Origin of the sequence: Legionella qingyii (assembly GCF_003990155.1) — a bacterium.
In the GTDB taxonomy this organism is placed as follows: Bacteria; Pseudomonadota; Gammaproteobacteria; order Legionellales; family Legionellaceae; genus Legionella; species Legionella qingyii.
Map to the genome: position 1 here is coordinate 46,816 of NZ_RZGX01000009.1, position 13,307 is coordinate 60,122.

The following is a 13,307-nucleotide window of genomic DNA, read 5'->3' on the forward strand; positions in this document are numbered from 1 at the left end:
ATTGAGGTGGAATCCAGGACTAAAGTATTCATCCAGGCCGAGACAAACCCTGTTCCGTTTCGCTTTACTCTGGCTACGATTATGACTATCTTAATCCAGATGATGCATGAGCGTGATGAAGCGATTTTTTTATTGTTATTCTTAGGTTAAGATGGAGTTCTATCTTGTTTGAATTCGCTATTAAAAAAGAGGATTTACTTTCTCCGCTACTTACAGTTGCAGGTGCTGTTGATAAAAAGCAAAGTTTAGCTATTTTGTCGAATTTTTATCTTAAATTATCAGATAATTCGTTAAATATTACGGCTACGGATTTGGAAATTGAGATTGCTGCTCAAGTACCCTGTAATTCTGGCGAACAGTCTGGAAGTATTACTGTCCCTGCAAAAAAATTTATTGATATTATTCGTTCTTTAGATGATGACCCCAATCCCAAAGTGATTGTTGATAATGCTCTATTAACTATTAAACAAGGACGTAGTTCGTTCAAATTGACAACGTTACCCGCTGATGGCTATCCCTTAAGCGAAGATGAATGCAACGAGGTTGAATTGACTATTCCTCGTTTGGTTTTATTAAAGCTGTTGCAGTCCACTCATTTTGCTATGGCACAACAAGATGTGCGAGTCTTTCTAAATGGATTGTTTCTTGATTTTGAACCGAACCTCATTTCTGCTGTTGCTACAGATGGACATCGAATGGCGATTTGTCGTCATCAATGTTCTAATACCAATGAGAAAAAACTGTTGATACCAAAAAAGGGAATTCAAGAGTTGTTACGTCTTCTAAATAGTATTGAAGATGAAGAGGTATTATTGGCTGCTGGAAAATCTCATTTTAAATTGGTATCCCGTCAATTTATGTTTTTATCAAAATTGATTGAAGCGCGTTTTCCTCCTTATACTAAAGCTATTCCTAAAAATCAGGACAAGCAGATCATTATTGATTGCGCTGTTTTTAAGCGCTCATTATCACGTATTGTCATTTTGGCTCATGAAAAGTCAAAGGCGGTTATGCTTCATTTACAACCTGGCATGTTAACTTTAATTGCCAACAATAATGAACAAGAAGAAGCCGTTGAATCTTTAATCGCTGAAACACAGGGCGATGAGTTAAAGATTGGCTTGAATGCTACCTATTTGCTCGATGTGCTTTCACATTTTGGTGAAGGACAAATTCGTTTGTCTCTATCGAATACGGATAGTAGTATTTTAATTGAGTCTATAGATGATGATAATTACCAATATATAATTATGCCTATGAAAATATGATCCTTTCTGAATTAAGAATTCATAACTTACGAAATATTTCATCGACACAACTTGGCTTAAGTCCCAGATTTAATTTTATATATGGTCCAAATGGCAGTGGCAAAACTTCTGTCCTTGAAGGACTTTATTTATTAAGCTGTGGACATTCTTTTCGTTCCCGTGAAATATCGCCAATTATTTCTTATGATTACCCATCTTTAACCGTATTTGCTCGAGCACAACAACAAGAAACGATTAGTATTCAAAAATCTTATTCTGAACCCACCCAGATTAAATTGAATAATCAATTTTGCTCCACAACCAGTCAATTGGCTTACGCGTTACCCTGTCAGATCTTTTATTCCGACCTTTTTCAAATTATCGATGCAGGTCCTTCTGTTCGTCGTAGTTTATTGGACTGGGGATTGTTTCACGTGAAACATAACTATCTTCCTTTATGGAAGGAATATAAAAGAGTACTAAAGCAGCGCAATGCGCTTTTAAAACAACATGCCCCTTTAAAGCATTTTGTTCCATGGGATAAACAGCTAAGTCAATTTGCCTACCAACTTCATGTGCTTCGTGAAGAGTATTTTGCGCAATGGGAACGTGCGTTTGTCGCTGCACTAAAAGAATTGAGTCATCTCGATTGTAAGCTTAGCTATTATAAAGGTTGGGACAAAAAAAACTCTGGAAAAGAACTGGAACAAATATTAGCTGAGAATTTTGCTTCTGATAATCAAAAGACTTATACACAATTTGGCGCTCATCAAGCTGATATTTTAATAGAAGTTAATCAAAATAAAGCGAAACAAGTTTTATCCCGTGGGCAACAAAAAATAATTTTAATTGCTTTGCGCTTAGCTCAAGCGAATCTTTTACAACAGGAATGCTTGCATTTAATTGACGATTTACCTGCTGAACTCGATGAAACACATCAAATGAAACTTATGGAGTATCTTGCTCAACGAGCGGGACAATACGTAATCACTTCTACAACTCATCCAGAAAAGCTCATTTCAGTAATATCGACCCAAGAACATTTAATTTATCAAATCAGTGAAGGCGTGTTACAGCAGAAATAATGTTTCACGTGAAACAAATCGTAGTCTCCAAACCTATTTACCATCAATGAAAATAAAAGAGGGAATAGTCTATATTCCATTATTGAGTGGCTTTAAGGAGGGCGTTATCGATTGTATGTAAAGTTCCTGGATGACATATAAACGTGGCGCAAAATATGCTATTATAGGGTATTTAGAACACCACCAATAGGGTAAGAGGACCACCTAATGAGCGTTGATGCCAGTTACGATTCAAATAATATTAAAGTCCTAAAGGGTTTAGATGCAGTAAGAAAAAGACCCGGGATGTATATCGGTGATACGGATGATGGTACAGGTCTGCACCACATGGTTTTTGAAGTTGTTGATAACTCTATAGATGAAGCACTGGCAGGATACTGCAAAGAGATTTTTGTTACTATTCATTCCGATGAGTCAATTTCTGTTAAAGATGATGGACGTGGTATCCCTGTTGATATTCATAAAGAAGAAGGGCGCTCTGCTGCAGAAGTGATCATGACAGTACTTCACGCAGGAGGTAAGTTTGATGATAACTCCTATAAAGTATCAGGTGGTTTGCATGGCGTTGGTGTTTCAGTAGTTAATGCCTTATCAGAAGAATTGCATTTGACAGTGCGTCGACATGGTAAAATTCACGAACAACATTACCGCAATGGCGTTCCAGAAGCGCCCATGGCAGAAACAGGCGATGCAACAACGACTGGAACTCAAATTTGGTTTAAACCGAGTGCTGAAACATTCTCTAATATTGAATTTCACTACGATATTTTAGCAAAAAGACTAAGAGAATTATCCTACTTAAATTCTGGCGTCTGCATCCATTTGTTTGATGAGCGCAGTCAAAGACAAGATACATTCCATTATGAGGGTGGGATAAAGGCGTTTGTCGAGCACCTTAATAAAAATAAAAACGTCATTATACCTACAGTGTTTTCTATGAGCGCTGAAAAAGATAATATTGTTGTTGAACTCTCTATGCAGTGGAATGATTCTTATCAAGAAACCCTTTATTGCTTTACAAACAATATTCCACAGCGTGATGGTGGTACTCACATGGCTGGATTCAGGGCTGCATTAACCAGAACTTTAAATAATTATATCGAAAGTGAAGGTTATGCCAAAAAGGCCAAAGTATCGCCAACAGGCGATGATGCTCGTGAGGGATTAACAGCGGTTCTTTCCGTTAAAGTTCCCGATCCCAAATTTTCGTCTCAAACAAAGGATAAGCTTGTATCTTCAGAAGTAAAATCAGTTGTTGAATCGAGTGTTGCCGAAAAATTCAATGATTTCCTCTTAGAAAATCCAGCCTGTGCAAAAGCAATTGTTGCCAAAATTATAGATGCTGCACGTGCAAGAGAAGCTGCGCGACGTGCTCGCGAAATGACTCGTCGCAAAGGTGCATTGGATATCGCTGGGTTGCCCGGAAAACTGGCTGATTGTCAAGAAAAAGACCCTGCCTTATCAGAGCTTTATCTGGTAGAGGGAGATTCTGCGGGCGGTTCGGCGAAACAAGGGCGGGATAGAAAGTTCCAAGCGATTTTACCGCTCAAAGGAAAGATATTAAATGTCGAAAAAGCACGTTTTGATAAGATGCTTTCATCGCAAGAAGTGGCTACACTGATCACAGCCTTGGGATGTGGTATAGGACCCGATGAATATGATCCCGATAAAGTCCGTTATCATCGTATTATTATCATGACCGACGCCGACGTCGATGGCTCGCACATCAGAACCTTATTACTAACCTTTTTCTATAGACAGACTCCAGAATTGCTAGAGCGTGGCTACATCTACATTGCTCAGCCCCCGCTATATAAAGTGAAGCGCGGAAAACAAGAGCAATATGTAAAAGATGATGAAGCATTATTTGAATATTTAACACAAAGTGCTTTAGATGGAGCAGCATTCTACCCAGCAAAAGACGCTCCTCCAATTGCTGCTACCGCATTAGAAGATTTGGTACAACAATATCGGCGGGCTGAAAAAATTATCAAACGTTATAAAAGAAGATATCCGACAGATATCCTAAAACGGGTAGCATATTTGCCCATGTTGCACAATGAAGATTTTAACCAGCAAGAAAAAATAGCAAATTGGTGTAAACAGTTGCATTTGAGTTTGCAACAACTAGGTAGTAAGACGGAGCAGTATCAGGTCGAGACACATGCTCTGGAAGATACAAACCAATTTATTCCACGAATCATAGTTACCCAGCATGGAATGGATAATTACATCCCTATGAATGTCGAATTTTTCAACTCTAAAGACTATAAAGAATTAGCTAATCTAGGTTCCAAATTAGCAAGTTTAGTAGAGGAAGGAGCGTATGTTAAACGGGGTGACAAGGAGTTGATGGTAGAAAGCTTTGAACAAGCCTTAAACTGGCTTATGGAAGAAGCCAAAAGAGGTCAGGCTATTCAACGCTATAAAGGTCTGGGAGAAATGAATCCAGATCAGCTGTGGGAGACAACTATGGATCCCGCTGTACGCCGTATGCTGCAAGTTAGCATTGAGGATGCAGTTGCTGCAGATGCGATTTTCACGACATTGATGGGAGACAATGTTGAACCCAGACGTGAGTTTATCGAAAGTAACGCATTAGAAGCTGAAAATATAGACGTATAAAGTGTTGCGTGTGAATATTCAATTAGAAAACTAATCAACATAGCCTGGGTGAAGGCGTGAGCTAGAACCCAGGAACTCTTTGCAAGTATGAAGTGTTCCCTTTGCAAGTAAGCCAATTATTCCGGTTGTTCCTAATTTAAAGTAATAGCATTGGTACGTATGATGGAGATAAAGGATTTAATTACATCGATATAAGGAAATACAATGAAATTGAAACTAAATGGCTTCCCATTTAAATGGCTTGTTACACCAATTGTACTCGGTTTATTGAGTGTGCAGGCTTATGCATTAGCAAAAGCACCAGGGGTAGCGCATCATCCAATCCATTATAAACCAAATACACCTCATTTTATCCCCACAGGATTAACACCAAGCCAGGTACGAGTAGCTTATGGATTTAATTCAGTCAACTCGCAAGGAAAGGGACAGGTTATTGCGATTGTAGATGCTTATGACGATCCAAAAATTGAAGCAGATCTAGGCGTGTTCTCGAAACATTTCGGATTACCTGCGTGTACAACAGCAAATGGCTGTTTTAAGAAGATCTATGCAAGCGGTAAAAAGCCAAAAACAGATGCTGGATGGGCCGGAGAAATTGCTTTGGATGTCGAGTGGGTACATGCTGTGGCGCCTGCAGCAAAAATAATTTTAGTAGAGGCTGCAGATGATAGCATAGATAATTTATTTAAAGCCGTGCAAGTTGCCGTAAAAAACGGAGCTACCGTTGTCTCCATGAGCTGGGGTGGAGATGAGTTTCCTGAAGAAACTTCCTATGATGCACTATTTAATAATCCAAAGGTCACTTTTGTAGCCTCATCCGGTGATAGCGGCAAGGGAACCCTCTATCCTGCATCATCACCTTATGTTTTGGCGGTCGGCGGAACTACGTTACTTGTTGATAACTATGGAAATTATCAAGGAGAGGAGGCATGGTCAGGAAGTGGTGGCGGAGTGAGCATTGTAGAACCATGGCCTGAGAATCAAAAAAAATTACCTATTCCAAAATCCAATAATAAGCGGGGGGGTCCAGATGTAGCTTATAATGCGGATCCAGAAACAGGATTTTCAGTTTATAACTCTGTTCCAAGTAGCGATGGTATAGGTTGGGCCGTTGTCGGTGGTACAAGCGCAGGTGCACCGCAGTGGGCAGGAATCGCGGCAATTACAAATTCACTCTATTCTAAAGTATATGGCACTCATTTTATTAGTGCTATCTATGCGGCCGCAAACCCCAGCACTGGAAAATACCATTACAATTTTAATGATATTACCACAGGAACTAATGGAACATGTGGATATTACTGTGCTGCACAAAAAGGATATGATTATGTGACTGGATTAGGTACTCCAGAACTTGGCAGTTTAATTCATGACTTAGTAAATTATAAATAGAGATTAGGTCGATTTTGCCGAGCACATTCTGACTCTTGATCCGGTCTTCTGATTAAGAGTCAGTCTCATTTGAAAAAATTCATTGAGTTAACATCGATTTTGTTGCAAAAAACATGCAACTCATTAACGTTAGCGTAAGAGCTCATAGATAAAAGAATAATGCATGTCTAACCGCATTATTATCCAAAAAATATATAAAAATCAGTAAAATACATAATTGTTTTGTTTGAGTAATCATAAGCACGCATGTATAATCTTTCGTCTTTGTGAATCTAAATTCAACATCTCTTTGGGGTGCATATGATTTTTATAATTATTGGAGGAGCGTCTGGCTCCGGGAAGACAGGACTCTCCTTGCATTTACTGGAAAAGCTAAAGCTCAATGGAGTAAGTGCACAAATACTTAATATGGATGATTATTATCGTGAGTGTCCTGAAGAAGTTAATCTTGAAGAATATCGTAGAGATACAAATTTTGATACACCGGAGATGCTTCATTTAGATTTATTAAAAGAACATATTGCTTTGCTTCACAATGGCAAGTCAGTGACCAAACCAATTTTTGATTTTAAGACAAACCGGCGTGTAGACGAAGAGCAGGTTCATCCATCCGATGTCATTATTATAGAAGGCATATTTGCGCAGTATTTTTATAAAAAATATTGGTCATTCAAGGTGACAGTGGTTACAGCGAATGTTGCAACCGACAGTTATGCAGACATTATTGAGCGTCGTATCAGTCGTGATATAGAGCATCGCGGACGAGTTCGTAAAGACTGTCTGCAGCAGGAACGAAAATATGTTGGTCCTGGCTTCCTAAAATACACCGCGAGCAGTTCTATGGGTGCAGATACCTATGTTACCAATGATCATCGTGATGGGTTAGATGGTCAAAATGTAATTTTGGATGCTGCAGCCGATGAAATTATTGCCACAATAAATAAAAAAATGGAAGAGCAACAGCTGGATGGAAAGCAGGAGACTGGCGAAGATATCGGAGCTAAAAATACTTCACCAAATGTTCGAGAATTGGTAGCTAAAAGTCATTTACTAGCGGGAACTTTATTTCAAACTCGTAAATTTGAAGGACATTTTAACGGCGTTTTCGGTGATTTTAAAGGAACGTTCGTTAAGGAGTTTACCGAAAAAGAGGAAGAAGAAATCATTGCTCAATATAAGTCATGAAGTTATAGAGCATGTGGGCGGCTTACTGTGAGGTGCACTTGAAGATCCCATAACCCTCAAGATAAAAACAGTCTCTCTTCTTATCAGAAATAGATGAAAGAGAGACATTTTCTTACGGAGAAATAAGATATATTAAACGTTTAGTGTGCTGCATCCTTGCAGCGGAGTACATCCCATGTACTGGTCCCTGTAGTTTGACTTCCTGTCAGACAATTCCGTGTCGTCCTTTATAGTTAGAGTATAGTCTTTTGGTTGCCGTTGTCATTGCGTGGATAGAGCAACAGAGCGTAAGAAATATCTCAAAGAGGAACACGTGTTATCTTGGGTTCCTGCTGGGTAATGCAATGAATTCCACCACCTCCTGCAAATACATCCAGTGCATCAATTTGGGTAATATGATAACCCGGATATAATTGAGTAAATAACTGGTAAGCTGCCTTATCCTGTTGTTCATAGCCAAAAGCAGGCATAACAATCCCTTTATTCGCTAAATAAAAGTTGATATAGGATAAGGTTAATCGCTCGCCATCAAGGTACGTTGCTGGTGGTTGCTCCACAGTATAAACTTCTAACTTTCGACCTTTTGCATCAGTTGTTGATTTAAGAATTTCCAGATTTTCGTGTAAAGCAGCATAGTTCGGATCTTCTTTATCATGGGTAATAAGACATAAGACTTTTCCAGGAGCGATAAAACAGGAAATCTCATCGACATGACCATCAGTTTCGTCACCTAATAATCCTTTGTTTAACCAGATAATTTTTTGAGAACCAAGAAAATCATACAGGTAAGTTTCAATCTCTTGTTGACTGAGCTGGGGATTTCGATTGGCATTGAGCAGGCATTCACGAGTAGTTAAAACAGTTCCTTCACCATCTACATGGAATGAACCGCCTTCCATAACCAGAGGTGCTGCAAAGGATAAAGCATGGGTTTGTTTAATGATTGCTGCGGCAATTTGGTTATCCAGCGCACAATCTTGATAGTTACCACCCCAAGCATTATGAATCCAATCGACACCGGCTAATTGATGGTTTTGGTTTAACAAAAAGGTCGGTCCGGTATCCCTTGTCCATGAGTCATTGATGGGAAGGGTAAATAAGGTAATTCCATCACCACATAAGCTTTGCGCCGAGTCTTCATCACCTGGATTGACTAACATAGTCACGGGTTCATATTGAGCGATGGCTTGCGCAACCCGGGCATAAGCTGCCCGGGCTTTTTGCAGACCTATTTTAGACCAGGTTTCAAGATGACAAGGCCATGCCATCCAGCAGCGCTCATGCGGATGCCACTCAGCGGGCATGAAAAATCCACTTTGTTTTGGTGTCATCTTATCTTCTCCGAATGTTTTCGTCTAAATAGGTTAATTGAGAAAAAATGCTTCTTAATTCATTTAAATATAAAAGCGTTGTTTCTTTAGGTAGCTCTGCTTGAATTAGCTGCTTTTCATAGGATTGAACGAGTTTTTTTGTATCAAAATGAGCAAGATTCAAGACATTGGTTACGGTGTCACCATAAACCAAATCATTGAGCTCAAACTGTCCATCATCAAAGAGTTTGACATCCAGTGAGTTAGTATCCCCAAATAAATTATGCAAATTACCCAATATTTCCTGGTATGCACCAACCAGGAAAAAACCCAGAGAGTAAGGATTGTTGCTATCATAGGGGGGTAACATTAATGTTGAGTTCACACAAGAACTGCCAAGATATTCTTTAATGGTGCCATCCGAGTCACAGGTTAAATCTTGTAACACACTGTGCATGACGGGTGGTTCTGTCAGTTGTGAAATGGGGGCAATTGGAAAGATTTGTCCGATAGCCCAAGCATCCGGAATCGATTGGAAAAACGATATATTGCAAAAAACCTTAACGGCCATGTCTTCATTGATTTTTGCCAATAAAGCTTCTTCTGTAGGATTCTCTACATTGAGCCGCGTTTTAAGTTCCAGGCATATATTAGTATAAAAAGCCTCTACTTTAGCTTTTTCTTGTAAGCTAATAACCCCATGCTTAAACAAGGAATGGGCTTCATTCAACGAATGTTCTGCATAGTTATAGATTTCAATGGGTGAGCTTGCAGTAATTGAATGATAGGTATCATAAATATCGCGAATCACATGCGAGTCTTCATTAGTAATTTCCGGAAGAGAGGGAGACTTACTCATTATTTCTATATCGCTAATATCAGAAATTAAAACGGCATGATGGGCTGTTAAGGCTCTACCTGATTCTGAAATAATGTTTGGTTCTGGAACATTTGCTTCCTGACATAAATATTGAATGGCGAGGAGAATATGGGTGGCATATTCGCGCAAGCTGTAGTTCATGGAACAACCCTGATTCGAATGGGTCCCTTCATAATCCACGCTAAGTCCACCACCCACATCAATAGTATCTATTGGTGCATTGAGTTGGCGTAACTCGACATAGTAACGCGAGACTTCTTGCATGCAGTGGCGAATGTCATGAATATTGGCTATTTGCGAACCCAAATGACAATGCATCAACTGCAGGCAATCAAGCATGTCATGAGCTTTTAATTGATTCACTAACTCGAGGACTTGCTTTGCAGTAAGGCCAAATTTGGATTTAACCCCGCCGGTATGTTCCCATTTTCCTGCGCTTTTAGTAATTAAACGAATGCGAACACCAAGTGATGGTTTTATTTTCAGGCGAGCAGATTCTTTTAAAATAATATCCAACTCAGAGATTTTTTCAATAACAATAAAGACTTTATGTCCCATTTGTTGGGCGATTAACGCGGTACGAATATAATAGCTGTCCTTATACCCGTTACAAACTATGGTGCTGTTTTGTTGATTGCCCAGCATGCCAATGACCGCCATGAGTTCGGGCTTTGAGCCTGCTTCCAGTCCTATAGAGTGGTTTGGTGATTTCAACAATTCGCGAACAACGCTTTGCTCTTGGTTTACTTTAATAGGATAAACCAGTTTGTAGTGCCCTGTATATTCGTTCTCTTCTATGGCCTGAGAAAATGCTTCATAAATGCGATGCACACGGTCATGTAAGATATCAGAGCAGCGAATTAGCAGCGGTAAATGCAATCCAGCCCTACTCGCAGCATTAACAATTGCCTGCAACTCGACACCAGGTTTTCCTGGTGCCTTACTCATTGCAATATTCCCTTCGGCATTAATACTGAAGTATCCCTCACCCCAGTTGTTGATGTTATATAAATTTTCTTCAGATGGTGCACTGATGTTCATAATATCGATATTCCAAAGGGATTAACGTGATGTTACAAGTTCATGGTAAGTTGAAGGTTCTCGCTGCTGTGCAAAAGGAAACAATCTTCCCCACAATGCACGTTGACTAAAGTCTAATTCTGCTACGAGTACTGCCGGTTTGTCGCGAGATGCTTGCGCCAAAATTTCACCCATAGGTGTACTAATGAAACTGCTACCATAAAATTCCAATCCATCTTCACAACCAATTCTATTGGCGGCAATGATAAAGGTATTACTCATGATTCCCTGTGCAACCATAACCTTTTGCCACATCGGTTGCGTATCTATTTCCGGAGCAGTAGGTTCACCACCTATCGCGGTTGGATAAACCAAAATTTCTGCACCCTTCAAACCATAAATTCGTGACAACTCTGGAAACCATTGATCATAACAGGTTGGTAATCCCCATTTATGTCCTGCGATTTGATGAACGGGGTAATTGGAGTCCCCTGGTTTAAAGTAGAAGTTTTCATGGTATTTTTCGCCGCTGGGGATATGTTGCTTTCTAGTTATTGCAATAAGCTCTCCCTTATTATTGTATGCCACAGCAGTGTTATAACCTGCTTTTTCAAATAGGGATGCTGTAATGCATAAATTATAAGCCTTTGCCATTTTACTGACGAACTGGGCAGTAGGGCCGGTATGAATATCCTCCATAAAAGGAGTAGGATCTACATCTGAACGCGTGCAGAAATAAGGGCTTAGGGTGAGTTCTTGCAAACAAACTACAGCAGCTCCTTGTTGTGCTGCGGAATGGATTCCGGAAGTCAGTTTGTCTTGATGTTCCTTAGGGTTTTCGTGCCATTTTTCTTGTACTAATGCGACAGTCAGTTTTTCTTGCGTCATTAACTTACCTCTCTTGAAATTAAGGATCAAAAAAAAGCGCCCTTACTTTGTAAGGGCAGATGTATTTAAAACCAAGTGTTAGTGGGAGAACCATCGTGTGCGTCTTCCTCTTCGTTAAAGTAAGAGAGTTCTTTTTCATCAGCATCACTACTTGATTCAAGTTCTTCCTTGTTTTGTATTGTTCTGCTCGACATGTTGAGCGAGCTCTTAAACAAGCTATTGGGATTGGTGGCTTGAGATTTATTTTTCTCATGCTCCGTGCTTTCTTTTGCACTCATGGAATCAGCAATGAGCTTGAACGGATTGGTTTCATCAAATGCTTCAGTGTGCAACAATTCCAAGTTACGCTTGATTGATGCTTGAGCCTGAGACTCGAGAGCACCTAATTTTTCTCCAATTGTTGCTTCATGCCCATTCAATAAAGTGCGAAACATATTAACGAACATTTTGCAGGTTTCTTTATTAAAATCGCGACTTGTAAAAAATTTCTCTGGATTGTTTCCTAATAACAATCGTTCAATATTTCGACGCAGCATGAATGCAATTTGAGTTTTTACTTCAAGAATATGTTTGGGGAACGCGATGCTTATGTTATGGGCGATTTGACTTCGTTCGTGTTCTGGGGCACATAAGGCGACTCGTTCCGCAATTGCTGATTCATTACTTTCCAATACTTGCTCGGCGAGGGTACTAAAACGATGAAAAGAAGCTGGATTAAATTCCTTTCCTGAAAATAACGTGTGTGGTGCTTTATTTCGAGGGTCAAGTAATGATGTGATACGCTGTCTGACTTGATAGGCTTCAGTAATTACGGAGTGAAATGTTTCTTCACTTGTAGCCAAGCTTTCCAACGATTTAATTTGATGGCCATATTGTTTGAACTTTGAGTCAGGGCAGGCTGCAATGATCTTGGTAGCAAGAGAGACTTGTTCTTTGGCGCTTAATGCATTGAGCTCCTTAGCATTCTTTGCCAATGCGTCACCATCGCTCAGATGCTCGTAGGGATTTTTGAGTGCTGTTAAGTCGATACGAGTAAATGCCATTTAATCCTCCTTAATGAAGATGAGAAAGTGTAATGAACAATTATACAAAGGAGTTTCTCCAGCAAAAATGATAAATGTTATCTCCTTTGTTCTCTTCCGGCATGAGTAACCGAAATTCCTTGTTGAGTAGAATTCAGAGTTAAATTTGCAAACTATAGTAACGGATTAAAATCGAGCTGTCATGAAATTAATCTAAAGTTTTATCAAAAAATGTCGAATAAGTGATCAGATGCATGTTTTGCCTTTAATAAATACAATAACAACAAGGAGTGGGCAATGTCTAAAACTCATTTACTACAAGACCCCTTTTTAAATGAATTACGTAAAGAAAAGGTGCCTGTATCTATCTTTCTGGTAAACGGAATCAAATTACACGGTATCGTGGATTCTTTTGATCAATATGTAGTCATGCTGAAAAACTCGATCACCCAAATGGTTTACAAGCATGCAATTTCTACAGTAGTTCCTTCACGCGCAATAAAAATGCCTGCTGATGAGGAAAACTCTGGAAGCGAAGGAGCGGAGGAAGGCTAGGAACTTTAGTATGCCATATCCTTTACTGCCATTAAGCAAGGTCCATATGTGCGAAAAGTTGTCATCCCCGCGAAGGCGGGGATCCATGCTTAAAAGAA

The 13,307-nt window shown here is 39.5% G+C and carries 11 protein-coding genes; 7 read left to right on the forward strand and 4 right to left on the reverse strand.

What is annotated here, in order from left to right; translation table 11 throughout:
• Positions 1-6: 6 nt before the first annotated feature.
• From ELY20_RS16765 to ELY20_RS07980, 6 genes are all read left to right on the forward strand, one after another.
• Positions 7-150, forward strand: a complete 144-nt coding sequence (locus ELY20_RS16765; protein WP_158618871.1) for a hypothetical protein — start codon at positions 7-9, stop codon at positions 148-150.
• A 14-nt stretch (positions 151-164) separates the two neighbouring features.
• Positions 165-1,268 carry a DNA polymerase III subunit beta gene (dnaN, locus tag ELY20_RS07960; protein WP_110142535.1) on the forward strand — a complete coding sequence of 368 codons (1,104 nt, stop codon included), beginning with the start codon at positions 165-167 and terminating at the stop codon, positions 1,266-1,268.
• Positions 1,265-2,332 (forward strand): DNA replication/repair protein RecF, encoded by a 1,068-nt coding sequence (gene recF, locus ELY20_RS07965; RefSeq protein WP_110142534.1) that lies wholly within the window; start codon positions 1,265-1,267, stop codon positions 2,330-2,332. Before dnaN ends, recF begins: the two co-directional genes overlap by 4 nt.
• 207 nt (positions 2,333-2,539) lie before the next feature.
• A complete protein-coding gene (gene gyrB, locus ELY20_RS07970) occupies positions 2,540-4,957 on the forward strand; it encodes a DNA topoisomerase (ATP-hydrolyzing) subunit B (protein WP_110142533.1) in 2,418 nt (805 codons plus the stop codon).
• 204 nt (positions 4,958-5,161) lie between these two features.
• On the forward strand, positions 5,162-6,349 hold the full coding sequence (locus tag ELY20_RS07975) for a S53 family peptidase (RefSeq protein WP_110142532.1): 1,188 nt from the start codon (positions 5,162-5,164) through the stop codon (positions 6,347-6,349).
• A gap of 300 nt (positions 6,350-6,649) precedes the next feature.
• Positions 6,650-7,534 carry a uridine kinase family protein gene (locus ELY20_RS07980; RefSeq protein WP_110142531.1) on the forward strand — a complete coding sequence of 295 codons (885 nt, stop codon included), beginning with the start codon at positions 6,650-6,652 and terminating at the stop codon, positions 7,532-7,534.
• Between the two features lie 299 nt (positions 7,535-7,833).
• Here the strand turns inward: ELY20_RS07980 and ELY20_RS07985 are convergent, their stop codons facing one another.
• The 4 genes from ELY20_RS07985 to ELY20_RS08000 all read right to left on the reverse strand — a co-directional run bounded on the left by ELY20_RS07985 (position 7,834) and on the right by ELY20_RS08000 (position 12,675).
• The gene (locus ELY20_RS07985; protein WP_110142530.1) at positions 7,834-8,865 is read right to left on the reverse strand and encodes an agmatine deiminase family protein; all 1,032 of its coding nucleotides are present in this window, start codon (positions 8,863-8,865) and stop codon (positions 7,834-7,836) included.
• A 1-nt stretch (position 8,866) separates the two neighbouring features.
• Positions 8,867-10,765, reverse strand: coding sequence for a biosynthetic arginine decarboxylase (speA, locus tag ELY20_RS07990; RefSeq protein WP_110142529.1), 1,899 nt, complete (start codon positions 10,763-10,765; stop codon positions 8,867-8,869).
• A gap of 21 nt (positions 10,766-10,786) precedes the next feature.
• The gene (locus tag ELY20_RS07995; protein WP_110142528.1) at positions 10,787-11,632 is read right to left on the reverse strand and encodes a carbon-nitrogen hydrolase; all 846 of its coding nucleotides are present in this window, start codon (positions 11,630-11,632) and stop codon (positions 10,787-10,789) included.
• A gap of 65 nt (positions 11,633-11,697) precedes the next feature.
• The gene (locus ELY20_RS08000; protein WP_110142527.1) at positions 11,698-12,675 is read right to left on the reverse strand and encodes a lpg0008 family Dot/Icm T4SS effector; all 978 of its coding nucleotides are present in this window, start codon (positions 12,673-12,675) and stop codon (positions 11,698-11,700) included.
• 276 nt (positions 12,676-12,951) lie between these two features.
• On the opposite strand from ELY20_RS08000, the gene hfq reads away from it, so the two are divergent.
• The gene (gene hfq / locus ELY20_RS08005) at positions 12,952-13,209 is read left to right on the forward strand and encodes an RNA chaperone Hfq (RefSeq protein WP_110142526.1); all 258 of its coding nucleotides are present in this window, start codon (positions 12,952-12,954) and stop codon (positions 13,207-13,209) included.
• The last annotated feature ends 98 nt before the right edge of the window (positions 13,210-13,307 follow it).

Excerpts from the sequence above, each read along its gene's own strand:
- recF (WP_110142534.1), top strand. The coding sequence starts at position 1,265 with ATGATCCTTTCTGAATTAAGAATTCATAACTTACGAAATATTTCATCG.
- gyrB (WP_110142533.1), top strand. The coding sequence starts at position 2,540 with ATGAGCGTTGATGCCAGTTACGATTCAAATAATATTAAAGTCCTAAAG.
- ELY20_RS07975 (WP_110142532.1), top strand. The coding sequence starts at position 5,162 with ATGAAATTGAAACTAAATGGCTTCCCATTTAAATGGCTTGTTACACCA.
- ELY20_RS07980 (WP_110142531.1), top strand. The coding sequence starts at position 6,650 with ATGATTTTTATAATTATTGGAGGAGCGTCTGGCTCCGGGAAGACAGGA.
- ELY20_RS07985 (WP_110142530.1), bottom strand. The coding sequence starts at position 8,865 with ATGACACCAAAACAAAGTGGATTTTTCATGCCCGCTGAGTGGCATCCG.
- speA (WP_110142529.1), bottom strand. The coding sequence starts at position 10,765 with ATGAACATCAGTGCACCATCTGAAGAAAATTTATATAACATCAACAAC.
- ELY20_RS07995 (WP_110142528.1), bottom strand. The coding sequence starts at position 11,632 with ATGACGCAAGAAAAACTGACTGTCGCATTAGTACAAGAAAAATGGCAC.
- ELY20_RS08000 (WP_110142527.1), bottom strand. The coding sequence starts at position 12,675 with ATGGCATTTACTCGTATCGACTTAACAGCACTCAAAAATCCCTACGAG.
- hfq (WP_110142526.1), top strand. The coding sequence starts at position 12,952 with ATGTCTAAAACTCATTTACTACAAGACCCCTTTTTAAATGAATTACGT.